Source organism: Mesorhizobium sp. NZP2234 (genome assembly GCF_013170765.1).
Classification (GTDB): domain Bacteria; phylum Pseudomonadota; class Alphaproteobacteria; order Rhizobiales; family Rhizobiaceae; genus Mesorhizobium; species Mesorhizobium loti_D.
In genome coordinates this window covers 6,034,142-6,060,064 of record NZ_CP033364.1, presented here as the reverse complement: position 1 = coordinate 6,060,064, position 25,923 = coordinate 6,034,142, and the positions used below count along the sequence as shown (strand labels likewise).

The window sequence follows — 25,923 nt, the reverse complement described above, 5'->3', positions numbered from 1 at the left end:
GGACGCCATGGCCAACATCGTTCAAGTTCTCGTCGATGCCATCGCGCTGGGCAGCCTCTATGCCCTTGTCGCGTTGGCGATCGGCCTCGTCTTCGGCGTCATGCGGCTCGTCAATTTCGCGCAGGCCGACTACATCACCATCGGCGCCTACGCGCTGGTCGTGCCGACGGCGAGCGTCACGCCGCCGCTGCTGCTCGGTGCGCTGCCCGCTGCCCTCATGATCGGCGGCGTGCTTTTCGTAGTTGTCGTGCTGGCGCTGCTGACGGAGCGCATCGCCTTCCGGCCGCTGCGCAATTCCAACCCGTCGACGCTGCTCATCTCCTCCTTCGCCGTCAGCTATTTCCTGCAGAACCTCGTCATGCTCATCCATACCGGCCGACCTAAATCGGTCGGGATCGGGCAGAGTCTCGCAAATGCGGTGGAAATCGGCGGCGTGCGCGTACCGGGAGTGCAGCTCCTGACCGTGGGGGTCACCGCCGGCCTGCTCGTCGCGCTGGTTCTCTTCCTCAAGAAGACACCACTAGGCATCCAGATGCGGGCGGCGGCGGAAAATTTCCAGATGGCCCGCCTGCTCGGCATGCCGGCGAACCGGGTGATCGCGCTCGCCTTCGCTATTTCAGGCCTGCTCGGAGGTGTGGTGTCCCTGCTGCTCACGATTCAGACGGGAACGCTCGACCTGCGCATGGGTCTGATGCCCGTCGTCTACGGCTTCTTCGCCACCGTCATCGGCGGTATGGGCTCGCTGCCGGGGGCAGCACTCGGTGGGTTCCTCGTGGGTGTCGCCAGCGTGCTCTTGCAAACCTACCTGCCGGTCGATCTGCGCCCCTTCCGCGATGCCGGTGTGTTCACACTCGTCATCCTGATCCTCCTCGTCCGCCCGCAAGGCCTGATCGTCACCAGCGCCGCGAAGGAACGTGTGTAATGAAGAGCAAGACCATGCCATCCTTTGCAGCGATCGGCCGCTTCTGGTTTCCGGTGCTGGCGCTTGTCGTGCCGCTTGCGCTCATCGTCGTGGTCACCGGACAGTTCGGCGGTCTGTCCCTGCAGCGCACCGTCATAGAAATGCTGATCAGCATTGTCATCGTCGTCGGACTTTACGTCTTCGTCGGCAATTCCGGCGTCATTTCCTTCGGCCATGCCACGTTCGTGGCGATAGCCGCCTATGCCTCGGCCTGGCAGACCTGCTGCGAGATGCTGAAGCCGATCACCATGTCCGGCCTGCCGCATTTCCTGCGCGACCAGAGCATTCCGCTGCTGCCGTCCGCCATCGTCTCGGTGCTGCTCGCCGGCACTGCCGCTTTCCTTACCGGCCTCGTCATCATGCGGCTCACGGGCCTTGCGGCGTCGATCTCCACGCTTGCCGTGCTCTTCATCCTGAACGTGGTCTATTCCAATTGGGACAGCGTCACGATGGGCTCCGCCTCGATCGTCGGCCTGCCGACCTATGTGACGGCCTGGATTGCGCTCATCTGCGCCGTTCTCGCGATCGTCATCGCCTATCTCTACCAGATTTCCGCCTTTGGCCTCGCAATCCGAGCGACGCGGGAAGATGAGGTCGCCGCTGCCGCGTCGGGCATCTCGCTCTACTGGTCGCGGCTCATTGCCTTCACACTCTCGGGCTTCCTGGTCGGCCTCGGCGGCGTGTTGCAAGCGCATTACCTCGGCACCGTGTCGATCAACAATTACTTCTTGAGCTTCACCTTCCTCGCGCTCGCCATGCTCATCGTGGGCGGCGTGGGCAGCCTTGCGGGCGCGGTGGTCGGCGTTGTCGTCATCACGGCGTTGGTCGATATCTTCCGCCGCCTCGAAGGTGGGATTTCGATCGGCGGCCAGCAGTGGTCTCTGCCTGCGGGCACGCAGGAACTTATCATCGCGGGCATTATGCTGTTGATACTGGTCTTCCGCAAAGACGGGATCATGGCAGGGCGAGAGATAGGCCTGCCGGGGCAATCACAGCGCGAGAAGGGGCTCATCAATGGCTAACAATCTCTTCAATACAGATGAGCCGATCGGCATCATCGACCACCGGATGCTGTCCGACCAGGTTTCGACGTTACTCGTGCGCGAACTGATCTTCGGCCGACTCCAGCCCGGCCAACGCATCAACGAAGCGGAACTGGCCCGCCAGCTCGGGATCAGCCGCAACCCCATCCGCGAGGCGATCCGGCGGCTGGAGGAGCGCGGTCTGCTCGTCGCGGTTCCTCGCAAGGGCACCTTCGTTCGCACCTTCCTGCACAGCGATATCGACGAAATCTTCTCCTTCCGCGTCGTCGTCGAGCGTTTCGCGATGGAACAGGCGCTGCCGCAGATGACGGACGCCGACATCGACCGCATTGCCGGTTTCGTTGATGCCATGGTCGCTGCCGCCAATGCCAATGACGAGATGGCGCTTGTCGAGAACGACCTCGCCTTCCACCTCGAGATCTGCCGGCTCTCGAAGAACCGCCAGACGCTGCACGCCTTCACCAACATCCAGGCGGAAGTGCAGATGCTGATTACCATGGCGGAACGCCAGTTCGAGAGCCAGATGGCGGCGGCCGTCGATCACTGGCCGGTCGTCGAGGCGCTGCGTACCCGCAATCCCCAAAAGGCGATGGATGCCATCCGCGATCACATCCGCGATTCCTGGCGTCACCTTCTTGAAGCTTACGACCGGGAAAAGCCCCGCTCGTCCTGATCCTATCCATGAGAAACGAGGACATAATGCCTGACAGGAAAATCATCGGCATCGACATCGGGGGAACGTTTACCGACTTTGTTTCCTACGATGCGGCGACCGGCACCATCGAAAACTGGAAGAACCTGACGACACCCTCCGAACCGATCGAAGGTGTGCTCCAGGGGCTCGGACAGGTGGAGGATGTCGCAAGCGTCGACAAGATCCGTCTTGGCACGACGATCGCCACCAACGCGCTGCTGACGCGCCGCGGCGCGAAGGTCGCCTATGTCACGACCACCGGGTTTCGCGATGTTCCCTTCATCCAGCGTGGCGACCGTCGCAGCCACTACGACATTACCTGGATCAAGACCAAGCCGCTGATGAAGCGCGCCGACACCTATGAGATCGGCGGGCGTTTCAGCGCCAAGGGCGAGCTCGTCACCGCGCTCGATGAGGCGGCCGTGCGCCAGATGGCCGCAACGATCAAGGCCGACGGCACGATCGAGGCGATCGCCGTGTGCACGCTGTTCTCCTATATCGATCCGAGCCACGAGCAGCGCATCCGCGACATCCTCGCGGAAGAACTGCCCGGCATGCCGATCTCGATTTCGTACGACGTGCTGCCGAAGTGGAAGGAATACGACCGCGCCTCGACCACGATTGCCGACGCCTATCTGAAGCCCATCGTCTCCGACAATTTCCACCGCATGCAGAAGCGCCTCGATGGCATTGGCATCGGTGACAGGATCGGCGTGATCAAATCGAACGGCGGTGAATCGACGCTGAAGGGCGCTGCCGATGCGCCTGTGCAGATGACGCTTTCCGGTCCGACCGGTGCGGTCGTCGCCACCCGCGTCCTCTCCGAACTTACCGGCATCAAGAACCTCGTCACCTTCGACATGGGCGGAACATCGACCGATTGCTCTACCGTCGTGGACGGCATGGAGCATGTGACGACGAACTTCGAGATCGAATGGGGCCTGCCGATCCAGATCCCGATGATCGACATCCACACGATCGGCGCTGGCGGCGGTTCCATCGCTTGGATCGATAAGGGCGGCATGTTGCGCATGGGTCCGCAATCGGCGGGTGCGGCACCAGGGCCCGCCTGTTACGGCCGTGGCGGCGAGAGTGCTACCGTGACGGACGCCAATGTCGTACTCGGCCGCATCAATCCCGACTATTTCCTCGGCGGCAAAATGAAGCTCGACGCCGAGGCAGCGCATCGCGCGGTCAAGACGATCGCCGATCAGCTCGGCCTCGAGGTTGATGCGGCTGCCTTCGCCATGGTGCAGATCGCCAACAACAACATGCTGGGTGCGCTGCGTGCCGTTCTCCTCCAGCGCGGCCTCGATCCGCGCGACTTCACGCTCGTCGCCTCGGGCGGGGCGGGGCCGGTGCATATCTGCGACCTGATGGATATTTCCGGCATTCCGCAGGGCATAGTGCCGAACTATCCCGGCCAGTTCTCAGCCTTCGGCTTCATCATGACCGATGCGCGTGTTGACCGGCATCGCACGGTGCAGCAGATCTCGAAATACTTCGACGGTGCCCGCGCCACGGCGGCGATGACGGAACTGGTGGATGGCGCGATCGCCGAGCTGGTCTCCCAGGGTTATCAGCAGAAGGTGGAGGTCTACCGTTCCATCGAGGCCCGCTACTTCGGCCAGAATCACGAACTGGAACTGAGCTTCCCGGCCAACCAGTTCACCGAGGAGACCATAGCAAGCCTCTGGGAACGCTTCCACGAGGAGCACCAGAACCGCTTCGGCTTCTCCATTCCGGGTGAGACCATCGAGACGGTCAATCTCAAGGTCGTCGCCGTCGCCGTCTCCGAAAAGCCGAAGATGCGGGAGCTCGAAAAGGGCGAAGGCACGCCGGCGTCCTCGGGCAGCCGCAAGGTACGCTTCGAGGACGGCTGGCACGAGGTGAAGACCTACGACCGCGGCACGTTCAAGCAGGGGCAGACCGTCGCCGGTCCCGCCATTGTGGAGGAAAGCGCCTCCGTCACCATTTTGCAGCCGAAACAGACGCTCCGCGTCGACCGGCTCGGCAATCTGATCATTTCGGCCTGAGGAGTACCATCATGGACTTCGTTACGATGAACATTCTGGAATCCAGCATGGTCTCTCTCTGCAAGGAGATGGGGATCGTGTTGATGAAGACGTCCTATTCGACGATCTTCAACGAGGCGCTCGACTTCACTTGCGGGCTTGCCGACATGAACGGCGACATGATCGCGGTCGCCGACTATTGCCCGGCGCAGATCGGCGGCATGCCGCTGCTTGTCAAATCCTGCCTCAAGGAAATCCCGATTGACGAGATCGAGGAGGGCGACGTCATTCTGCACAACGACCCCTATCGCGGTGGCCTGCATACGCCTGAGCACACCTTCTTCAAACCGATCTTCGTCGACGGCGAGATCATGGGCTTTGCCGTCGCCATCGGCCATATCGCCGAAGTCGGCGGCATGGCGCCCGGCGGCTTCTGCGGCGAGGCGACGGAAATCTTCCAGGAGGGCCTTCGCATTCCGCCGGTCAAGATCAAGAAGCGCGGCAAGGACAATATCGAGGTCTGGAAGCTGCTTCTCGCCAACGTGCGTACGCCGCGCGTCAACTATGGTGATCTGCGCGCGCTCATCGCCGCCGTCGACCTCGGCGAAAAGCAGATGACGCAGATCTACCAGAAGTACGGTAAGGAGAAAATCAAGGAGACGGTCAACGACTTGCTGCTCTATTCGGAGCGCCGCATGCGTGCCGAACTGGAGGCGATCCCAGACGGCATCTATGCCTTCTCCGACAAGATTGAGAGCGACGGTATCGACGCCGACCGCACTTACACGGTCGCTGTCGAGGTGCATAAGCGCGGCGGCGAGATCATCGTCGACTATCACGGTTCCTCGCCGCAGGCCTCCGGCCCGATCAACGCAACGCTCGGCGTTGCCACATCGGCGGCCTACAACGCCGTGCTGCACATGACCGACCCGACGATCCCACGCAATTCCGGCTGCTTCCGGCCGATCCGCGTCATGGCGCCGCCCGGCACCATCGTCAACGTGGACTTCCCCGCGCCGGAAGTCGGCGGCAACACCGAAACCCATCCCCGCATCGTCGGCACGATCCTCGGCGCCATGGCCCCGGCGATCCCGAACCGGGTGATGGCGGCGGAGGGTGCGACCCACTGCAACTTCGTCTTCGGCGGCGTCGATGCCGACACAGGCGAGTATTTCGCCTGTTACGACCTCGAAGCGGTCGGCTGGGGCGGCCGCGCCTTTGCCGATGGCAATGACGGCGTCGACTCGATCAACGGCAATTGCCGCATCACGCCAGTCGAAGTTTACGAGACGCGCTTCCCCTGGCGCATCGAAAGCCTCGCCTTCAATGTCGATGCCGGCGGTGCCGGCGAATATCGCGGTGGGGTCGGCTATTCCAAGCAGATGCTGTGCCTTAACGACGAAATCATCTGCTCGCAGATGACCGACCGCCATCTGCTCGCCCCCTGGGGTCTGAACGGCGGCACGGAAGGCGGCGTCGGCGCGACGCTGGTCATGAAGAACGGCCGCGAAGACTGGCAGACGATGCGCGAGGCCTATGGCAAGGCCTCGACCAGCCGCTACTCCAACGTCTCCATTCGCCGCGGTGATCGCGTGCGGCTCGTCACTCCTGGTGGCGGCGGCTACGGCGATCCCGCAAAGCGCGATCCGGTGGCGGTCGCGGAGGATGTCCGCGAGGGCTACGTCTCGAAGGCGGCCGCCCACAAACACTACGGCTATCAGGAGGCCTGAGACCATGAAGTTTTCGCTGAACGGGCTTTACATCGAAAGCTACACGAAATGCGCCAACTGCGGCGTGCTGATCTATGAGGCGTCGGCCGAGGATTCCGTTCGCAGGAAGATGCATGACGGGAGCATCTATTGCTCTCAGGAATGCGTCGACTGGAAGATCGAACGGGACGCCCGCCGCGCCAAGGCCGCTGTCTAGAGCCGGATGATTTCAGGTCGTGTGGCCTGAAATCCTAATCCGCCTCCAAATCAATTGATGCGCCGGCCCCGTCCGTCAGGGATGGGGCCGGCCACTTGAAGCGCCGCGATAGCGCCGCACCATAACAAACTGTCCAAGGAGATACCCATGTCCACGAACGCTGCCTTCACGGCGCGGCGCGCTGCCGCCATTCCGGCTGGCCTGTCGAAACATCTCGACGTCTATATCGAGAAGGCGGAGAACGCCGAACTTTGGGACGTCGAAGGCAAGCGCTACATCGATTTTGCCGCCGGCATCGCCGTCAACAACACCGGCCATCGCCATCCGAAGGTGGTCGAGCGCGTGCGCAACCAGCTCGACAAGGTCACGCACACCTCGTTCCAGACCACACCCTATATCGACTATGTCGCGGTCTGCGAGAAGCTGAACGACCTGGTGCCGGGTGACTTCCCGAAGAAGACTTTTCTCGTCTCCACCGGCGCCGAGGCCGTGGAAAACGCCGCCAAGATTGCCCGCGTCGCGACCGGTCGCTCGGCATTCGTCGCCTTCTCCGGGGCTTTCCATGGCCGCACGCTGATGGCGATGACGCTGACCGGCAAGACCAATCCTTACAAGGCCGGCTTCGGTCCGCTGGTACCGGATGTCTTCCACCTGCCGTTTCCGATCCCCTATCACGGCATTTCCGAGCAGGAATCCCTGACCGCGCTCGACCGCTTCTTCCGCTCCGAGGTCGACCCGACGCGCGTCGCGGGCATTTTCGTCGAGCCGGTGCAGGGCGAGGGCGGTTTCTACCCGGCGCCGGTCACCTTCCTGCGCACGCTGCGCGAGATCTGCGACAGGCACGGCATCCTGCTGATCGCCGACGAGATCCAGACGGGCTTCGCCCGCACGGGAAAAATGTTCGCGATGGAGCATGCCGGCGTTGCCGCCGATATCGTCGTCATGGCCAAGGGCCTTGGCGGCGGCTTCCCGATCGCTGCCGTCACCGGCCGCGCCGATATCATGGACAAGATTCCGATGGGCGGCGTCGGCTCCACCTTTGCCGGCAATCCGCTATCATGCGCGGCGTCGATCGCCGTGCTGGAGATCATCGAGGACGAGAAGCTGATTGACCGCGCCAACGAGGTCGGCAGACGGCTGAAGGCGGTCTTCGAGGGTTGGCAGGAGGGCAACGAGTTTTCCTGCATCGGCGAGGTGCGCGGCCTTGGCGCCATGGTGGCGATCGAATTCGTGCGTGACCGCGAGACGCGCCAGCCTTGGCCTGAACTGGTGAAAGCCATCACGCACACCGCTGCCGAAAAGGGCCTGCTGCTGCTCTCCTGCGGCGTGCACGGCAATGTCGTGCGTGTGCTGACGCCGCTGACCATTCCCTTCGACCATCTCGACGAAGGCATCGCCATCCTCAAGGACAGCCTGCGGGCAGCGCTGGAAAAGGTGGAGAGCGGACAATGACACTCGCGCTGCTTCACGACCAGGCCTTCATCGATGGCGCCTGGGCCGGGGCGGACACAGGCGCGACCTTCGAGGTTCGCAATCCGGCGACTGGCACGATTATCGCGCGCGTCGCCGATCTTGCGGCCGCCGACGTCGAGCGGGCGATCCTGGCGGCCGAGCGCGCGCTCGTGGACTGGCGCCAGCGCCCGGCCAAGGAACGGGCCAAGCTACTGCGCGCCTGGTTCGACCTGATCACCGCCCATACCGAGGACCTTGCCCAGATGATCACGACCGAGCAGGGCAAGCCCCTCTACGAGGCACGCGGCGAGGTCGCCTTCGGCGCCTCCTTCGTCGACTGGTTCTCGGAAGAAGCCAAACGCGTCTATGGCGACGTCATCCCGTCGGCCGGTCGTGACCGGCGTTTCATCGTGTTGAAACAGCCGATCGGCGTTTGTGCTGCCATCACGCCCTGGAATTTCCCGCTGGCGATGATCACCCGCAAGGCGGCGGCCGCACTCGCCGCCGGCTGCACCATGGTCGTCAAACCCTCGGAGGAAACGCCGCTGACGGCGCTCGCAATGGCCGAGCTTGCCCGGCAGGCCGGCATTCCGGCCGGCGTGCTCAACATCGTGCCGTCGAAGGACGCCGCCGGCATCGGGCGCCTGCTCTGCGAGCATCCGGTCATCCGAAAACTCTCCTTCACCGGCTCGACAGCAGTCGGCAAGCTCCTGATGCGGCAGTGCGCCGATACGCTCAAGAAACTGTCGCTGGAACTCGGCGGCAATGCACCGTTCATTGTCTTCGACGACGCCGACCTCGATCTCGCCGTCGCTGGTGTTATCGCCTCGAAATTCCGCAATTCCGGCCAGACCTGCGTCTGCACCAACCGCATTTATGTGCAGGACGGCATCCACGCTGCCTTCGTGGCAAAGCTGACCGAGCAGGTTGCTAGCCTGAAAGTCGGTGACGGCGCCGCGCCGGAGGTGGTGCAGGGGCCGCTCATCAACGCGAAAGCCGTGGCGAAAGTGGCGGAGCTTGTCGGCGACGCCGTGGATCGCGGAGCGCGCATCGAGACTGGCGGCAAGCCGCATGCGCTCGGCGGTACCTGGTTCGAACCGACGGTGCTGAGCGGAATGCAGGCGCCGATGCGGCTGGCTCGGGAAGAAGCCTTCGGTCCGATCGCTCCGGTCTTTCGCTTCAAGGACGAAGCGGAAGTCATCCGCCTCGCCAACGACACGCGCTACGGCCTGATGGCCTATTTTTACGCCCGTCACGTCAACCGCATCTGGCACGTCCTCGAAGAGTTGGAGTTCGGCATGGTCGGCATCAACGAAGGCCTGATCTCCACCGAGCTTGCCCCTTTCGGTGGCATCAAGGAAAGCGGTTTCGGCCGCGAAGGCTCCAAGTACGGCATCGAGGAATATGTGGAGCTGAAATATGCCTGCTTCGGCGGACTGAAGGTGGGGTGAGGCATGGCGCTTATTATTCGCCAGACAGGAGCAGGGCCAGAAAGGGACTAGGATGCCAGATCGAAAAGTCGCTCTCGTCGTCGGGGCCTCGCGAGGGCTGGGTCTCGGGCTCGTTCGTGCCTTCGTGTCACGCGGATGGGAAGTGATCGCGACCGTACGCAGCGCGCATGGCCACGGCGCCCTGGAAACCGTTGCCGGCGATGGGCTGGTTTCCATAGCGCACATGGACATCAACAGACCAGAAGACATAACGGCCCTTCGCAAGACGCTCACGGGGCGCGCGCTCGACGTTTTGTTCGTCAATGCGGGCGTTGCCATCGACCCTTCCATCGCCGTGGAAATCGTCCCGACGCAGGACTTCGTGGACGTCATGGTCACGAACGCGCTTTCTCCCCTGCGCGTCATTGGAGTGCTCCACGATCTGGTCGATCCCGAAGGCGTTGTCGCAGCGATGTCTTCGGGCATGGGCAGCATCAACGACAATGCCGGCGGCGGATGGGAGATCTATCGCGCCAGCAAGGCGGCCCTCAATCAGATGATGAAAAGTTTCGCGATCCGCAAAGGAGACGGGCGAACCTATATCGCCATGTCGCCGGGATGGGTACGCACGGACATGGGTGGCAATGGGGCACCGCTCGACATAGAGACGAGCGCCGCCGGCATTGCCGAGACACTGATCGCCCGTTCGGGCGCTGGTGGCATTCATTTCGTCGATTTCCGCAACCAACCTCTTGCTTGGTAGCGCTGCGCAGAGGGAGTGACGTCGCGCGCAGTTGTTTCTGTCCACAGTGCGTCGCTCGGCCTTGCCGATCATCGTGCTCGCGCTGCTGGCTCTCATCGCTAAAAGCTTCGCCGGGCCATACCAGGCCGTTTCTTTCCGGCTAGTCTAGCGGTCGATCGGGTAACGGCCCGACTTTGCCAGATCCAGGCACGGCCAGCTTAGCGCCGCGTTTCGGTCATTCAGCTTGTCTTGGATCTTGCCGTAAAGCAGACGTATTCCACGAAAACGCTGACCGATTAGCTAATGGCGAAACTTCAGGTTTTTCGTAAAACTATTGATTACACCTTCCGAAGCTCAGCGATCGGCCCGCGGGCTTTTCCGCTCGATGGGCATCATTTTTCGGACTGATCCTAAAATGTACGGACAGCGCGCGCTAAACTTGGTCGTCAAAGCCGCGTTCGCCGATCTGCTCTCCACTTTGAGCGAGCTCCGATTGCCGCGACGCTCGTAACTCGTCTTACCGTGGCCGCCCGATACTCTCGACTGGCACCGGGGGCTCGTGCCGGCCCCGAGCCGGAGCACTCTCCGGCGGACAGGGAACGCCAGGGGCTGTCACAGTCCCAGTGCCGCGGCGACCCGTTCCTGGAAATACTGCACGCCCCGCTCATGCCGCCCCGAGAGCGGGCCGGAGCTATAGGCCCCTGCGGCATAGTTGCGATGCGTATCGGCGCAGATGGTGTAGTCCTCGCGTACCACGGCCAGAGTGCCTTGCACTGATTTCGCCCTGCTCTCGGATGCTTCAGCAGCGATATCGGCAAAGAAGAAATGGTAATGCTGGTCTGTGTGATGCGGTGAGGTCGGATTGATCCGGCTAACGTTCATGCCGCCATCGAAAAGCGACAGCGTCCAGTTCGGCCACATCCAAAGCCATTTGCCGCGATAGAACAGACCGTCTTTCGGCGGTGCGGTCATCCGGACATAGCCGGGATGGGCGGTGGTCTGGAAAGCTTCGAAGTCGATGGCAGCGTAGAACGAGGGATGCGTGCCAGGGATGTGGTAGCCTTCGACGAAATTGTCGGTGTAGATCTTCCAGTTCGCCGCAAAGCTGACAGTGGCCTGATCGGTGGCGGCATAGGTCTCCAACGGCTCGTCCGCCAGTTCGGCGGGCAGAGAGCCAAGTTGATCCAGAAGACTTTCCTTCGGGTCGAGTGCCGCGAAGAGCAGCCCGCGCCATTCGGACAACTGCACCGTCTCCAGCGGCCAGTCTTCGGCGATGATCGCGGGATCCTTGCCATACCATGGGGCCTGCACCAGCCGTCCGGTGTCGGCAAAGGACCATTTGTGATAGGGACAAACGATCAACCCACATTTGCCCGTGCCATCGGCCAGAAGTTTCGCACCCCGGTGGCGGCAGACGTTCTTAAATCCGCGCAAGGTCCCGTCCCGGCCCCGGATGGCGAAGATCGGCGTGCCGGCGATGTCGATGGCAAGGTATTGACCTGATGTCGCGACCGAGGCGACAGGCCCCATGAACTGCCAGGTGTGCGCGAAGATATTGCACCGCTCCTGCTGCCAGATATCATCGCGGACATAGAGCGACGGGTCCAAGTTCAGGTATTGCACGGGCGGAGTGTCGAGTGGCGGGTGGTCGGGTCGCAAGGTATCTGGCGTCATAGGCTAACCTCCAGTTGCGGCAATCCTGTCGTAAGCGGGGCGACATCGCAAGGGAACTGGCTCTGCTGCGCACGGCCTGTAAGCCAGCGTGCAATTTTGCTCAACGCAGATTTGCTGGAGTTGCGGTTCATCTCCGACACTGAAATCATGCTGTCCATCGATGGCTCGGCGCGGGGCGAGAAATCGCTTTGCCTATTACGGGTATACTGGGCCGGAATTCATGGAATGGCTGGCGCAGAAGAGCACGCAGCCGCATCGCACACTGATCGGCCGCAAGACTCTTGATGCTTTGAGCGGCATACCCGAAGCCTATCAGGATGACGAAGGCGTCGAGACGGACGAGCAGCTTGCCCTCCTGCACGACAGCCATTGCGACGAAATACAGGGCCATCACTTCAGCAAACTGATCAAGTCGAAGGCCATCGAGGATTTGCTTCGCAGCCAGAATGCCGTGCCTTAACCAATTACAAATCCGCGCCAAGTCGCGGACGCGCTTCGTACATGACTGTGCGGAGCCTTTCCGCGCGGCGGTCGATGGCGTCATCGGTCCATTCGTGGCGGCACCAATGCCATGTGGGCGCCGGGCACCTGTTGTGCCGATGCCCAAGACTAGGAGAGTTTTCGCAGCAAAAAGTCGAAAAATCTTTCGTCATCCGCCCGTGACACATTTATGCGGATCCCGGCGGCCATTGGACTCTGTTTGTCGACGCAAAAGACGCTTCCAGGCGCTATGAAAATGCTTTCCTTGGCGCCCAGTCGGGCGAGTTCTATGTCGTCGATGCCTCCGGGCAGCATGAGATAGAGGTAGTAGCCACCGCCATTGCCGGCGAAGATCGAATAACCATTCCGGCTGAGCGCTGAATGCACGCGAGTTGCTGCCGTCTCGATGCGTTGGGCAAGGCGCTTGAGGTGGCGATCATAGTGGCCTTCCGATGTCAGGCGGTGAAGGAGCCGTTCTACGTGGCCAGAACTGTTCACTGTTGTCAGCATCTTGAGTTCTGCAAGTGCGGCGACCTTGTCGGCGCGGCCTGCGATATGGCCTGACCTCAAGCTCGCGGACAGGGTCTTGGAAAAGGTGCCGATCGAAATCACGTGGTTGAGTTGGTCGAGCGTTGCAAGCCGATTGGGAGGAACGAGGGAGAGATCCGCAAAAGGATCATCCTCGATGATGGTTACGTTGTGCTTCGCCGCAACCGTGAGAATAGAGTGCGCGACAGACAGACTGATGGAGCCGCCGGTTGGGTTGTGGCCGATTGACTGCGTGAAGAACAGTTTCGGCCGTTCCACCGAAACCTTCTCTGCAAAGTCTTCGATATCTGGTCCGTCAGGCAGGCGCCGGACGCCAATGACTCGGACCTGCGCCAATTTGAGCTTGGCAAAGAGAGGGTAATATCCGGGCTCATCAACGAGCACGACGTCGCCAGGTGCCAGGAACGCCCGAACGACAAGATCGAGCGCATGATTGGCACCGAACGTGAGCAGGATTTCCTTTTCAGTGGCTTGAATGTGTTGGTTCACCAGGCGTCGCGCAATCTGCTGCCGCAGAGGAGGAAAGCCCCAGGCGGACCCGTAGGCGTCCGCCCCCGGGGAAGGGCCTCGACCGAACAACCCAAGATGACGCCTTATCTCGGACTCCTCGGTCCATGCCGGGGGCGGGCGGCCGTCACCAACTCGAATCTCGAAACTCTCCTCCAATTGCGCATTGAGAAGCGAAGCGATGTCGACGGCTTCCGATACGTGCTTTGGCCTCGTTCCGTTCGTTTGCGCAGTCTTGCTGACCGTGAATCCGGACCGTGCCTTCGGCGTCACATGACCGGATGCGGCCAATCTTTCGTAAGCCTCGACAATGGTGTTCTTCGACACGCCGTATTCGCGGGCCGCATTCCTGATCGAAGGGAGCTTGCTTCCTGGCGCCCGGTTGCCCGACGCAATGTCCTGGACCAGCCGCGCTGCGACATTCTCCGCAAGAGTTTCACCGGATTTGCCGCTTGGATTTGTCGCCCTCAACGTCGCCTCCTATGGGTACAGATTCAGACAAATTCTGCAATCTGTACCTTTCGAGAGATGGTAACAATGATCATGCTTGTTTCAAGAAGAAAAATTACACATCGCGTGGGAGGCGCCTGTGACCGATACAGAAAACGGCAGAACGCGTTCCGCCATAAATTCGCGCATCGAGAACCTGCGGAATCTCTCACCAGCTGAGAGACTTGGCCGGGTGGGCGATGTGATGTCGCTCACCGATACCGAACGCAGCGTTTTTGCAGGCGGCGGCCTCCCGATTGCGCTGGCCGATGGCATGATCGAGAACGTCATTGGGACATTTGAGCTGCCGATCGGCGTGGCCACAAATTTTACAATCAATGGCCGAGATTACCTGATTCCGATGGCCGTCGAAGAGCCATCGGTCGTGGCAGCAGCGTCGTACATGGCCCGTCTTGCCCGCAAGAGTGGTGGCTTCTTCACCTCGAGCACCGGACCGATCATGCGGGCACAGGTGCAAGTTCTTGAAGTGCGCGACCCGCACGGCGCGCGGGCCCGCATCCTGAGGGAACGAGAGGCGATCATTGCCGCTGCAAATGTCAAGGACAAGGTCCTGATATCGCTTGGCGGAGGGTGCCGCGATATCGAAGTACATGTGTTTGATCAGACGGCTGCCGGCCCCATGGTTGTCGTTCATCTGATCGTCGATGTGCGTGATGCCATGGGCGCAAACACCGTCAATACGATGGCTGAAGCCGTCGCGCCGATGATTGAAGCGATAAGCGGCGGCGTGGTGCGGCTGCGCATTCTGTCAAACTTTGCCGATCTTCGCATCGCCCGCGCAATGGTAACGGTCGCCCCCGAAACGCTGCAGACCGACGAGTACAAGGGTGATCGTATCGCCCGCGGCATTGTCGAAGCATGTGCCCTTGCGATCGTCGACCCCTACCGCGCCGCCACCCACAACAAGGGCATCATGAACGGCATCGACCCCATTGTGGTCGCCACTGGCAATGACTGGCGCGCCATAGAAGCGGGCGCGCATGTATGGGCTTCGCGCTCAGGCCGCTACACCTCGCTGTCGACATGGGAAATCGATGCCAAAGGCCATCTTGTCGGTACTCTGGAAATGCCCATGGCTCTGGGCCTTGTGGGTGGTGCTACAAAGACCCATCCGGCAGCCCGTGCCGCCCTCAAGGTCCTGGGCGTCGAGAGTGCTCAGGAACTTGCCGAGGTGGCGGTGGCAGTTGGGCTCTCGCAGAACATGGGAGCGTTGCGTGCATTGGCCACCGAGGGCATCCAGCGAGGCCATATGGCGCTGCACGCCCGCAACATCGCAATTGTGGCCGGCGCAACCGGTGATGAGATCGACAGAGTGGCGTCGACGCTGTCAGCGAATGATGACGTGCGCGTCGATCGCGCCAAGGATGTACTTGAGCTGATCAGGGCGGAAAAGGTCTGAGATCGTGCGATACCGCGATGCTGAAAAATCATTTGCGGTCGGTCGGCGATGCGGCGACCGGCAATGTTCATTGCGCGATCCAAAAATCCGGGCAGATATCTCCCAGGCCTGTTTTCCGGGAGAATGACGTGACCGAAACACTTCAGAATGACGCGATTCCAACACGGACGGGCCCCCTGAGCGGGTTGACTGTTCTCGACATCACACGTGTCGTCGCCGGCCCGTTCTGCTCGATGTTGCTGGCTGACCTTGGTGCGACCGTGATCAAGGTAGAGCATCCGGACGAGCCGGACTACGCGCGTGGCTTCCCGCCTTTCGTCGGCGAAGAGAGAGAGGAACTCAGCGCATTTTTTTCGCAGTTCAACCGCAACAAGCTCGGAATTACGATCAATCTCAAATCCGCTGAAGGTAAGGCGCTTTTAAAAAAGCTCGTACGCCGAGCCGACGTCCTGGTCGAGAATTTTCGACCGGGAACCATGGACAAGCTGGATCTCGGATACGAGGTGCTCAAAGCCGAAAACCGCAAGCTGATCTATACCGCGATCAGCGGTTATGGTCGCAACGGCCCAAACGCGTCAAAGCCTGCCTATGACAACACCGGGCAGGCTTCAGGCGGGTTGTGGTCGATGAACGGCTACGCGGACCGGCCTCCGGTTCGCGTGGGCACCATTATCGGCGACCTCGCGGCGTCCTTGTATGCTGCCATAGGCACTCTTGCCGCCCTGCGCGAGGCGGAAAAAAGCGGCCTCGGACAGGTGGTTGACGTCTCACAGCAGGACTCTGTGCTTACGCTAACGGAAAATGCCGTTGTCCGCTACACGGCGAAGAACGAGATCGCGTCACCACTGGGCAATGAACATCCCTTCGTGCGCCCCTACGGCCAGTTCCCCTGCAAGGATGGTTACGTGTTCTTCGGCGGCTACACGGACAAGTTCTGGGCCATCACATGCGCTCTGTTCGGCGAGCCGGACAAGGCGTGCGACCCTGCGATCGACACGATGGAGAAGCGCTTCGATCCAAGAGTGGCGGAGACGAAGGTCAATCCGCTGCTTAACCGCTGGTTCAGCCGCTACACCAAGGCCGAACTGGAGGAAATTGCGGGCGACAAGATCCCGCTGAGCGCGATCAAGACCATTGCGGAAGTCGTCGAGGATCCGCACATCGCCGCGCGGAACATGATCGTCAAAGTTCCGATTGCCGGCAAACTTATCGGCATGTTTGGGCTGCCGATAAAGCTTTCGGGAGCGGTTGAGGCCGCGCCCCAATCGGCGCCCGCGCCGGGAGAGCACAATGAACTGATCCTTGGGAAATTGGCAGGCCTTTCTCCAGAGGAACTGCATGCGCTCAAGGCCGGGGGAGTGATCTAGATGCCGATTGATCTTGCCCAAGACGGTTACGTCGCCACTGTCCGGATCAATCGACCGGAGAAGCTCAATGCGTTGACCTTGGCCATGTATGAGGATCTAGGCCGCGTCTTCAAGGCCGCCAAGGAGGATGATGCCATTCGGGTAGTCGTCCTGGCGGGCAGCGGCGAGCGCGCCTTCTGTGTCGGAGCCGATCTAAAAGAATCCATTCCGGCGCTTGCTGCGGATACTTTCGACATCTCTGCCTGGGACCCGGCCCATATTAAGTTTCCCGGGTTCTTCAAGCCGATCATAAGCGCGATCCGGGGCATGTGCTTTGGCGGTGGCTTCGAGATCATGCTCGCGACCGATATCCGGATTGTGGCGCATGACGCCATTTTCCAGCTGCCTGAAGCGACGCTCGGTTTTGTGCCTGCCGGCGGGACGCTGGTGCGCCTCGTCAGGCAGATCGGTTACGCTCACGCGATGGAGATCATGTTGACCGCGAGGCGTTTTACGGCGGCCGAGATGCTCGCCAAAGGCGTGGTCAATCAGGCGGTGGACAGCCAGGACGTCGAGCGCGTCGCTCTTGAAACAGCGCACCATATTGCAAGCCTGAGCCCAACCGCCGTCCAGACGATCAAGGAAGCAGCACTCACATTGCAGGATCTGCCGCTGACAGAGGCGTTCCGCCAAGAAGCGATACTGGGACAGCGGACTTTCAGGAGCGACGATGCCAAGCGTGGCCTTGCTGCTTTCGCCGGAAAGGGGAAGTGACCGTGTCCAGCACCCCTCAAAACCTGGCATCGAATGCCGCGGGCAAAGGCGTCGGCCATCGCATAGGCGTGACGCAGGAACTGATCGTATTCCTGGTCTCGATCGCTCTCTTCGCCTATTTCTCGATCACGCTCGACAACTTTCTCAGTCGGGACAACATCCTCAATCTGATCCGAAATGTCGCCATGCTCGGGATGCTGAGCCTCGGCATGGCTGTCGTCGTGATCGGCCGCGGTGTGGATCTTTCGCTGGTCGCGGTGATGGCCGTGTCGCTGACGTTCTCGATTGTTCTCGCCAACCAGGGCTACGCCTTTTCAACGGCCTTGGTGCTCGGCCTTGCATTCGTGATCGTCGTCGCGATCGTCATGGGCTTTCTGATTGCCTATGTCGAAATCCCCGCGATCTTCGCAACGCTTGCTGTTTCCGCGATCGTTTACGGACTGGGGCGCGGCGTGATCGCCACGCTCGATGTCAACAATGTGCCGGACAATCTGAGCTGGTTCCTGTTTCTGGGGCGCGGTAGCTTTCTAGGCATCCCGATCCCGATCTGGCTTTTCGCGGTGTGCGCCGCCGCCCTCTATTTCTTTCTTCGCAGGACAGGATTCGGACGGTTCATCTACGCTATCGGCGACAATATCTCGACCGCACGGATCACGGGTATTCCCGTCAGGCCGGTCATCATTCTTCAATACGTGCTCTCGGGCGTGATGGCCTTCCTGGCCGGTTGCGTGACGGCGGCCTCCGTCGCCAGCATGAACATGAGGATGGTCAATTCGACACTCATCTACGACGTTCTGCTGGTGGTCATTCTGGGCGGCATTGGTCTCACTGGTGGACGAGGGGGGGTCCGCAACGTGCTGGTAGGCACGATTCTGATCGGCCTCCTGCTCAACGGTATGACGATCCTCGACATCTCTTACACCGTCCAGAACCTGGTCAAAAGCACGGTGCTGCTTGGCGCCTTGATCGTGGACGCACTCCTCAACCCTCGCGATGAACAGACGTCGCAGCAGGGAGATATCTGACGCTCAATATCATCCAACGGGAGGAAACCAACATGATGATAGCAAAGTATGCCGCGGCAGCGGTGGTGGCCGGCATTCTCTCACTTGGAGCTGCCCATGCGCAGGACGGCATGGTCGACGAATTGAGACAGCCGACGCTTGATTCACTCGCCGGCAAGAAGGTCGTCTTCGTGCCGATGTCCATGAGTTTCGATCTGCCGGAGGGGTGGGCGGCGATCATGCAAAAGGAGGCGAAGCGGCTGGGCTACACCCTCGATATCCGCGACGCCAACTGGAGCACGGACACCGGCACGCGTGCATTGACCCAGGCAATCACCGAGAAGCCCGACGTCATCGTGGTGCAGAATTTCGACGTTGCATCCTACGCCCGCACGCTGAAGAAGGCCGAGGACTCGGGCATCAAGGTGATCCAGGTCAACATGAAGTCAAGTTACCAGACGGACGCCTTTGTAGGGGCGGACTGGTATGGCATCGGCCAGTATGCTGCCAATCGCATGATCGAGAAGTGCGGCAAGGCGAGCGGCAAAAGCGGCAAGATCGCGATCATCCAGGGGCCGGCGACAGCAGCGGCCAGCGTCTATCAGCTCAATGCGATCTCCGAGACGCTGAAGGGTCATGACGACATCAAGATCGTTTCCAGCCAGACCGGCGACTGGGATCAGTCGAAGGCACGCGGTATCGCACAGACGGTGATCCAGCAGAATCCAGACCTGTGTGGCATCATCGGGTTTTGGGATGTGATGGACGCCGGAACCGGCGCCGCGATCCAGGAGTCCGGCAAGGATATTTATCTCATCACATCCGGCGGCGGCAACAAGACGGCATGCCAGGGCGTGGAAAACGGAACGTTCAAGGAGGTCATTTCCTACGACGTCGAAGGCCAGGGGCGCGATCTCAACAACGCGATCAAGGTGTTGCTGCAATCGAAAGAAGCGGCAGGCGCCGTGAAGTTCGCGCTGTACACGCCAAACAAGATCATCAGCAAGGAAACGATGTCGACGAACAGCTGTTGGGATCTGGATCAGCTCAAAAAGTAATTTTGTATCGGGTCACCGCGTGGAAACGCGGTGATCTTCCCGACAATGTCTGCAGTTAGGATTTTAAGATGGAAGCGATCGAGCGCCTCTATTTTCGCTATTTTCCGGAAAAGGTGCTTGGCGAAGTGCTGACCAAGCGCTGGAGCGACAACGCCGTTCCCGTGCTTGCGACGATCATGACGATCAGCTTTTTTCTTCTCCAGAATCCGCATTTCTTCACGCTGTCGAGTCTAACGGAGACGTCGCGCCAACTGTCGGAATTTTCGCTGGTCGTCGTCGCCATGGGCGTTGTGCTGCTGGCGGGAGGCCTGGATCTCTCGGTCGGCAGCGTGTTTGCCCTGGCCAACATCACGGCCCTTGTTTGCATCACCTTACTGGAATGGCCGGTCTGGGCCACCGTGATAGCGACCTTGGCTGTCGGCGCCCTGTGCGGGGCGGTCAATGGCTTCCTGATTGGCTATTTGCGGATCCGCGCATTCCTGACAACGCTGGTCACGCTCATCATCATTCGATCGATCGTCGATATCATCCTCCTGCGTTACGCGGTTCAGATATCGGCGGTTTTCCCGGAGTCCGATCTCTGGTTCTTTATCGGAGAAGGCGAGGTCCTTGGCATTCCCTTCTCGTTCCTCGTCGCCATCGTCGTCATAGGGCTCTGGCACGTCATTCTCACCAGGGCGCGCGCCGGATGGCATATTACGGCTGTCGGCGGCAGCCGTCGTTCCGCCTACAATGCCGGCCTGCGGGTCAAGTTCACCATCTTCACCACCTATGTCTGGTCGAGCGTGCTTGCGTCGTTGGCCGGCGTGTTCTTCGCGGCACGCCTAGGCAGCGCCGGATCAGATACCGGAGTCGGCCTCGAAATCGCGGCGCTGACCGCGGCCGTCCTTGGAGGCAACAGTCTGGGCGGTGGCCGTGGGTCGGTGGTGAAATCCGTACTGGGCGCGGTGGTCGTGCTCATTCTGACCGACAGCATGGTTCGCGTCGGTATCAGCGGCGGCATCAGTTCCATGATCCTTGGAATTGTTCTGCTCGTCGTGGTGGCCATCGACGTCCGTTGGCTGAAGAACCGGCACAAGCTTCTGAACAAGGTGTATGTGTCACCCGGGTATTTCCGTCTCCCGGCACTTCCAGAGACCGACCCGGGATCTGACAGTCCCTACGCACTCAACGATCGGCTGAAGGATGTTTCGCTCATCGGCAAGGGCGAGATCGAAGGCCCGGAGGACGTTATTTTCGATCGGAACGACAATCTCTATTGTCCAAATCGGCACGGCGACATCGTTCGCTTCTTCGCGCCGGACTACACCAAGTGGGAGATATTCGTTCATATTGGCGGCCATCCCCTTGGCCTGGCCTTTGATGCCAACGAGAACCTGAATGTCTGTATTGGGGGGATGGGTCTCTATCAGGTTTCGCCGGATCGACAGGTCACGAAGCTGACCGACGAGACCAAGCGGACGGTCCTGTCGGTGATCGACGATTCCCGATTGAAGCTTGCCGACGACCTCGACATCGCGCCGGACGGCCGCATCTTTTTTTCTGAAGCAACCATCCGTTACGACATGCACGACTGGGCGACAGATGCGCTGGAGAGCAGGGGCAACGGCCGCCTGATCTGCTTTGACCCACGCGATCGTTCGACCAAAACGATCCTCAGAAATTTGCAATTCCCAAATGGGGTCTGCATGGCCGGCGACGGACAATCGTTTTTCTTTGCCGAGACCTGGGGCTGCCGTGTAAATCGATACTGGTTCGACGGTCCCAAGAAGGGCACGTGCGAAACGACGATCCCGAATCTTCCGGGGTATCCCGACAACATCAATCGAGCCTCGGATGGAAGTTTCTGGGTGGCTCTTGTCGGCATGCGATCGCCGGCTCTCGACCTGGCGATGAGAATGCCGTCGCTGCGCAAACGCATGGCCAAGCGTGTCGCCCGCGACGAATGGCTGTTCCCGAACATCAACACGGGGTGCGTGCTCAAATTCAAGCCGAACGGCGAAATCGTGGAATCCTATTGGGACCTTGGAGGCAAGAACCACCCGATGGTGACGTCGATGCGCGAGCACAAGGGATATCTGTATCTCGGCGGGCTCTACAATGATCGGATAGGCCGTCTCAAGCTGCCCGACGCTGATCCAACCTGGACGTCACAAGCGTCCTATTGGGGAGCAAACGCATGAACATGTCTGGTCGCATCGGCAGTATCTTCGACAAGTTCATGGGTGGGCGCGGCGATCATTCCATCACGGTTCCGGTCATGGATGGTGCGCTCAAGCCCAACAACTACCTGGAGCGCATTGCCAGCATCTCGATGATAGATGGAGCGGACAATCTGACGATTGCGAGGGGGCAAATGCTGCTCACGTCTGGCAATCAGCTGGTTGAACTTCACGACAACGGAAGTACCTCCATTCGGAGCACTTACGATACCGAGATCACCTTCCTATCCGCATCACCGCAAGGGGTCCTTGCCGTGGGCTTGGACAATCTTGGTATCGCGATCGTCGGTGGTCGGCATGACGGCAAGCGACTTGCCGCGAATCTGTCCGGCCAGCAGCTCAACTGTCCAACGGCAGCCGTTTTCCTGGATGAGGACACGCTGGTCGTTTGCAATGGTTCGAGCGCCCATTCGGCCCTCGAATGGAGCCGGGACCTCTTGAATCTTGGCCGCAGCGGAAGCGTCGTGAGAATTGATCTGGGAGCCGGAAACGCGAGCCTCATCAAAGGAGGCCTGGGATTTCCCTCGGGCATCACCGTAGCAAGGGACGGCAAGCTGGTCATTTCTGAAGCCTGGAAACATCGCCTTTTGGCGCTGGACGTTGTCGACCGCAGCATCGCAACGGTGCTTGCGGATTTGCCGGCATATCCCGGACGGATTCAGCCAGCCAGCCAGAATGGATACTGGCTAACGATGTTTGCGGTCCGCTCCCAGCTGCAGGAATTTGTGCTGCGCGAAAACCGCTACAGGCGCGAAATGATGGAAACCATTGCGCCGGAATATTGGATCGCACCTACGCTTTCGAGCGGACGCAGTTTCAAGGAACCGCTGCAAGCGGGTAGCGTCATCCGACTGGGCATCCACAAACCCTGGGCACCGAGCCGTTCATATGGCCTCCTGCTTCGTCTCGATGACAGCTTTCAGCCCATTTGGAGCGCCCACAGCAGGGCCGATGGCCGCCGGCATGGCATCACATCCTGTGTTGAAATCCGCGACAGGCTGTTTATCACCTCCAAAGGTCGCGGCGAAATCCTTGCGCTCGATCATCTCTCTCCGACCGAGCCGGACGACCTCTCGGTTCTCATGGGGTCGGCGGCATGACACCGATTGTCGAACTCAAGGCCGCTACAAAGGATTTTCGCGGCAATCCCGCTTTTTCGGACGTCGACTTTCAGCTGCTACCCGGCGAGATTCATGCGCTGCTCGGCGAGAACGGCGCCGGGAAGTCGACACTGACGAAGATCATCGCCGGGGTCTATCCGCTCAGCAGCGGCAAGATGTTCATTAACGGCCGTGAGGAGAAGCTCGCAACGCCCGCTGAGGGGCTCGCGAAAGGGATAGCCATGGTCTACCAGGAAAACAGCCTGGTTCCATCTATGTCGGTCGCTCAGAACATTTATCTGGGAAAAGAGAAGCCTTTGAACCGGCTTCGCGGCATTTATATTTCCGCTCAGCAATTCCTCCAGTCCCTGAACTTCCACGTTGATCCGTCTGCCATCGTAGGCTCTTTAGGCGCCGCACAGAAGCAGATGGTCGAGATCGCGCGAGCGGTGCATCACAAGGCAAAGGTAATTATCTTCGATGAGCCGACGGCGACCCTCACACCGGAGGAAAAGAGCTACTTCTTCAAGCTGATCAGGAAGCTGAAGGACGAGGGGGTCTCCATCATATTCATTTCGCATGCGCTTGAAGAGGCGCTCATGGTTGCGGATCGGATTACCATCCTGAGAGATGGCAGGCTGGTGGCCTCGGACAAGGCCGCCGCGTTCGATCGGCAGAAGATCATTCAGGCCATGGTCGGTCGAACGCTGACAGATGAGATCTACAGCGGTGCCTCGCGCATGCGCGCTCCAAGGCCGCGTGGCGCAAAAGTGCTCTCGGTGGAAAATCTCTCGATGGGCAATATGGTGCGCAACACATCGTTTTCGCTGTATGCGGGGCAGGTGACCGGGATTTTCGGCCTGGTCGGCTCCGGCCGGACCGAGACGCTGAAGGTGGTATCCGGGGTTCTGAAACGTGATTTCTTTCATGGCGGAGAAGTCAAGATCGATGGCCAGTCCAAGCGCTATCTGGTGCCCGCGCCGGCTGTGCGCGACGGCATTGTCTATGTGACCGAAGAGCGAAAGGCGGAAGGCTTCTTTGAGACGATGAGCATTGCCGAAAACATCTACATGGGCCAGCTCGGCGGACAATCCTTTGGCGGCTTCAACATCGTGTCCATGAAGCAAGCACGATCCGTTGCCGATGAATGGCGTAAACGTCTCACTGTGAGGGCCATCGACCCGGACGCGAAAGTCATCGAACTGTCCGGCGGCAATCAGCAGAAGGTCGTGATTGCCAAAGCGCTCGTCCAGAAGCCTAGACTTGTGGTCTTCGATGAGCCGACGCGCGGCGTCGACGTCGGCGCTATCGCCGAAATCCATACCTTCATAAACCAGCTTGCTGACCAGGGGATCGCAGTCGCGGTAATCTCGTCTTACTTGCCGGAGATACTAAGCCTTTCCGACCGCATCCTCATTGCCCGCCAGGGCAAGATCGTCGAGGAAATGGACCGCCGGATTGCCACGGAAGAAACGATCATGTACGCGGCCGTCCATTAATGAGCGGCGATCGCAAGGTCACGATTGTCGAGGTGGGCCCTCGTGACGGCCTGCAAAACGAGAAAAATATCGTCTCGACCGAGGACAAGCTGAAGCTCATCCGTCTGCTGGCAGATGCCGGTCTCTCTCGTATCGAGGTCACCGCGTTCGTCTCGCCAAGATGGGTGCCCCAGATGGCCGATCATGACGCGGTGATGCGACGGGCGCCGGCGCGGAAAGGCTTGATACGCTCCGTGCTGGTGCCCAACGACAAGGGTGCCATCGCCGCGATTGCCGCGGGCGCTGACGAACTGGCCGTCTTTACCAGCGCCTCGGAAACTTTCGCGTCCAGAAACATCAACTGCACCATAGCTGAAAGCCTGGAACGATTCGTGCCGGCGATAAGCCTCGCGAGGTCGCACGGCATTCCAGTTCGCGGCTACGTGTCTTGTGCCGTCGATTGTCCTTACGAGGGCGAAATCGCGCCCGAAGCAGCCGCAATGGTTTCTTCGCAACTGATGGACCTGGGTTGCCATGAGATCTCGGTAGCGGACACGATCGGCCGGGGATTGCCGGAACGCGTAAGTCTCATGCTGGAACGCGTGCTCGACCGGGTTCCAGCACCGATGGTAGCCTGCCACTTCCATGACACTTCCGGTCGAGCTCGTGCGAATGTGGACGTCGCGTTGGATTGGGGCATTGCTACGTTCGATAGTTCCGCGGGCGGCCTAGGGGGCTGTCCTTATGCTCCAGGTGCTGCAGGCAACATTGGCACCGGAGTTATCAACTCCCATCTAACACAAAAAGGTTACGCGACGGGAGTTGATCCCGACGGACTTCGACTTGCTGAAGAATTTGCTCGTAGCTTGAGGTAGAGCAATCACCCGCTAACTGTTTGTTTTCGTTGACGAGATGACTTCCCCTCCGGGCCCACCACCAGACGCACGACTCGATCCATCCTGCACCGCCAGCCGAACCTGGGGATGCCTCGCGCGAATAGAGCTCGGCATGATCGATATCGTCATGACCGAGAACGTCCATAAGGCCTCTGCTTCGGCCAGACAAACCCCGAGCGATTTGCTCAGTCCGTGCGGCGTCAGGCCTTTTGGGAGGGCGGCGAGCTTGCACCAATGCGCCATCCCCGTCAGCGACTTGGCGGAGAACGCCTCGCCATTGCCGTTGACCAGGACAGTCTCGCCGCGCCTATCGGCCGCATCCGGTGACCCCTCTGGTCCCAACGCAGACCCGCGACGTCGCCGCGACGGTTGCCAAGCCAAAGTGCAAGCCCTAGCAAGTGCGTGCCGCGGTGCCTAGCGGCCAACGGTTTTCGAATTGCGTCATCGCTTCGCGCGACCACGCTTTCCAGCCGGAATAGGCGGGCCGCCATTCGACCGCCGCTGTGGGGTCGATTTCGATCCAGTCTTGGCGTAGTGCGACATAGACCAGCTTGCGTATGCCCACCAGCAGATGCCTGGCCTCGAGAACATACGACGTATAGGAGCGGGCGCACCGGCCGCCGATCGTCCCTCCAAGGCCGCCAAAAGCGGACATCTTCAAGT

22 protein-coding genes and 1 pseudogene are annotated in these 25,923 nt (G+C 60.4%); 19 read left to right on the top strand and 4 right to left on the bottom strand.

Features of this window, described 5'->3' with window-relative positions; genetic code table 11:
• Positions 1-7 precede the first annotated feature (7 nt).
• From EB230_RS29365 to EB230_RS29325, 9 genes are all read left to right on the top strand, one after another.
• Positions 8-922, top strand: a complete 915-nt coding sequence (locus EB230_RS29365; protein ID WP_081295163.1) for a branched-chain amino acid ABC transporter permease — start codon at positions 8-10, stop codon at positions 920-922.
• The gene (locus EB230_RS29360) at positions 922-1,983 is read left to right on the top strand and encodes a branched-chain amino acid ABC transporter permease (RefSeq protein WP_056566225.1); all 1,062 of its coding nucleotides are present in this window, start codon (positions 922-924) and stop codon (positions 1,981-1,983) included. The genes EB230_RS29365 and EB230_RS29360 overlap by 1 nt, the downstream gene beginning before the upstream one ends.
• The gene (locus EB230_RS29355; RefSeq protein ID WP_056566229.1) at positions 1,976-2,677 is read left to right on the top strand and encodes a GntR family transcriptional regulator; all 702 of its coding nucleotides are present in this window, start codon (positions 1,976-1,978) and stop codon (positions 2,675-2,677) included. Before EB230_RS29360 ends, EB230_RS29355 begins: the two co-directional genes overlap by 8 nt.
• A 26-nt stretch (positions 2,678-2,703) precedes the next feature.
• On the top strand, positions 2,704-4,734 hold the full coding sequence (locus tag EB230_RS29350; protein ID WP_172374457.1) for a hydantoinase/oxoprolinase family protein: 2,031 nt from the start codon (positions 2,704-2,706) through the stop codon (positions 4,732-4,734).
• An 11-nt stretch (positions 4,735-4,745) separates the two neighbouring features.
• Positions 4,746-6,443, top strand: a complete 1,698-nt coding sequence (locus tag EB230_RS29345) for a hydantoinase B/oxoprolinase family protein (RefSeq protein ID WP_056566236.1) — start codon at positions 4,746-4,748, stop codon at positions 6,441-6,443.
• 4 nt (positions 6,444-6,447) lie between these two features.
• A complete protein-coding gene (locus EB230_RS29340; RefSeq protein ID WP_056566239.1) occupies positions 6,448-6,639 on the top strand; it encodes a hypothetical protein in 192 nt (63 codons plus the stop codon).
• Between the two features lie 147 nt (positions 6,640-6,786).
• A complete protein-coding gene (gene gabT, locus EB230_RS29335) occupies positions 6,787-8,091 on the top strand; it encodes a 4-aminobutyrate--2-oxoglutarate transaminase (protein ID WP_172374456.1) in 1,305 nt (434 codons plus the stop codon).
• On the top strand, positions 8,088-9,542 hold the full coding sequence (locus tag EB230_RS29330; protein ID WP_172374455.1) for an NAD-dependent succinate-semialdehyde dehydrogenase: 1,455 nt from the start codon (positions 8,088-8,090) through the stop codon (positions 9,540-9,542). The genes gabT and EB230_RS29330 overlap by 4 nt, the downstream gene beginning before the upstream one ends.
• A 52-nt stretch (positions 9,543-9,594) precedes the next feature.
• Positions 9,595-10,284: an SDR family NAD(P)-dependent oxidoreductase gene (locus EB230_RS29325; RefSeq protein WP_056566245.1), complete on the top strand. Its 690-nt coding sequence runs from the start codon at positions 9,595-9,597 to the stop codon at positions 10,282-10,284.
• A 591-nt stretch (positions 10,285-10,875) separates the two neighbouring features.
• On the opposite strand, the gene EB230_RS29320 is transcribed toward EB230_RS29325, so the two are convergent.
• Positions 10,876-11,937: an aromatic ring-hydroxylating dioxygenase subunit alpha gene (locus tag EB230_RS29320; protein ID WP_081295164.1), complete on the bottom strand. Its 1,062-nt coding sequence runs from the start codon at positions 11,935-11,937 to the stop codon at positions 10,876-10,878.
• A gap of 220 nt (positions 11,938-12,157) precedes the next feature.
• Between EB230_RS29320 and EB230_RS29315 the strand changes: the two genes are divergently transcribed.
• The gene (locus EB230_RS29315) at positions 12,158-12,397 is read left to right on the top strand and encodes a hypothetical protein (RefSeq protein WP_172374454.1); all 240 of its coding nucleotides are present in this window, start codon (positions 12,158-12,160) and stop codon (positions 12,395-12,397) included.
• Between the two features lie 149 nt (positions 12,398-12,546).
• Here EB230_RS29315 and EB230_RS29310 read toward each other — a convergent pair whose 3' ends face one another.
• The gene (locus tag EB230_RS29310; RefSeq protein ID WP_056566251.1) at positions 12,547-13,944 is read right to left on the bottom strand and encodes a PLP-dependent aminotransferase family protein; all 1,398 of its coding nucleotides are present in this window, start codon (positions 13,942-13,944) and stop codon (positions 12,547-12,549) included.
• A gap of 118 nt (positions 13,945-14,062) precedes the next feature.
• Here EB230_RS29310 and EB230_RS29305 point away from each other — a divergent pair, with 118 nt between their 5' ends.
• The 9 genes from EB230_RS29305 (at position 14,063) to EB230_RS29265 (ending at position 25,239) form a co-directional block, all read left to right on the top strand.
• Complete coding sequence (locus EB230_RS29305; protein WP_081295165.1) at positions 14,063-15,382, top strand: hydroxymethylglutaryl-CoA reductase, degradative; 1,320 nt, start codon at positions 14,063-14,065, stop codon at positions 15,380-15,382.
• A 17-nt stretch (positions 15,383-15,399) separates the two neighbouring features.
• Complete coding sequence (locus EB230_RS29300) at positions 15,400-16,749, top strand: CoA transferase (protein WP_081295166.1); 1,350 nt, start codon at positions 15,400-15,402, stop codon at positions 16,747-16,749.
• Entirely contained in the window at positions 16,750-17,502 is a 753-nt protein-coding gene (locus EB230_RS29295) for an enoyl-CoA hydratase/isomerase family protein (protein ID WP_172374453.1), read from the top strand. It abuts the gene before it with no gap.
• A 62-nt stretch (positions 17,503-17,564) separates the two neighbouring features.
• The gene (locus EB230_RS29290) at positions 17,565-18,527 is read left to right on the top strand and encodes an ABC transporter permease (protein WP_196772402.1); all 963 of its coding nucleotides are present in this window, start codon (positions 17,565-17,567) and stop codon (positions 18,525-18,527) included.
• Positions 18,528-18,559: 32 nt separating this feature from the next.
• A complete protein-coding gene (locus EB230_RS29285) occupies positions 18,560-19,564 on the top strand; it encodes a sugar ABC transporter substrate-binding protein (protein ID WP_056566257.1) in 1,005 nt (334 codons plus the stop codon).
• A 68-nt stretch (positions 19,565-19,632) separates the two neighbouring features.
• On the top strand, positions 19,633-21,747 hold the full coding sequence (locus tag EB230_RS29280; RefSeq protein WP_172374452.1) for an SMP-30/gluconolactonase/LRE family protein: 2,115 nt from the start codon (positions 19,633-19,635) through the stop codon (positions 21,745-21,747).
• A complete protein-coding gene (locus EB230_RS29275) occupies positions 21,744-22,886 on the top strand; it encodes a strictosidine synthase (protein WP_172374451.1) in 1,143 nt (380 codons plus the stop codon). The genes EB230_RS29280 and EB230_RS29275 overlap by 4 nt, the downstream gene beginning before the upstream one ends.
• Positions 22,883-24,385, top strand: coding sequence for a sugar ABC transporter ATP-binding protein (locus EB230_RS29270; protein WP_172374450.1), 1,503 nt, complete (start codon positions 22,883-22,885; stop codon positions 24,383-24,385). The genes EB230_RS29275 and EB230_RS29270 overlap by 4 nt, the downstream gene beginning before the upstream one ends.
• Positions 24,385-25,239 carry a hydroxymethylglutaryl-CoA lyase gene (locus tag EB230_RS29265; protein WP_172374449.1) on the top strand — a complete coding sequence of 285 codons (855 nt, stop codon included), beginning with the start codon at positions 24,385-24,387 and terminating at the stop codon, positions 25,237-25,239. Before EB230_RS29270 ends, EB230_RS29265 begins: the two co-directional genes overlap by 1 nt.
• A gap of 109 nt (positions 25,240-25,348) precedes the next feature.
• Here EB230_RS29265 and EB230_RS29260 read toward each other — a convergent pair.
• Together EB230_RS29260 and EB230_RS29255 are read right to left on the bottom strand one after the other, a co-directional pair.
• Positions 25,349-25,658: pseudogene (locus EB230_RS29260) on the bottom strand (integrase); the annotation flags it as partial.
• Positions 25,652-25,915, bottom strand: a complete 264-nt coding sequence (locus EB230_RS29255) for a hypothetical protein (protein WP_172370967.1) — start codon at positions 25,913-25,915, stop codon at positions 25,652-25,654. The pseudogene EB230_RS29260 and the gene EB230_RS29255, both read right to left, overlap by 7 nt.
• Positions 25,916-25,923: the final 8 nt, after the last annotated feature.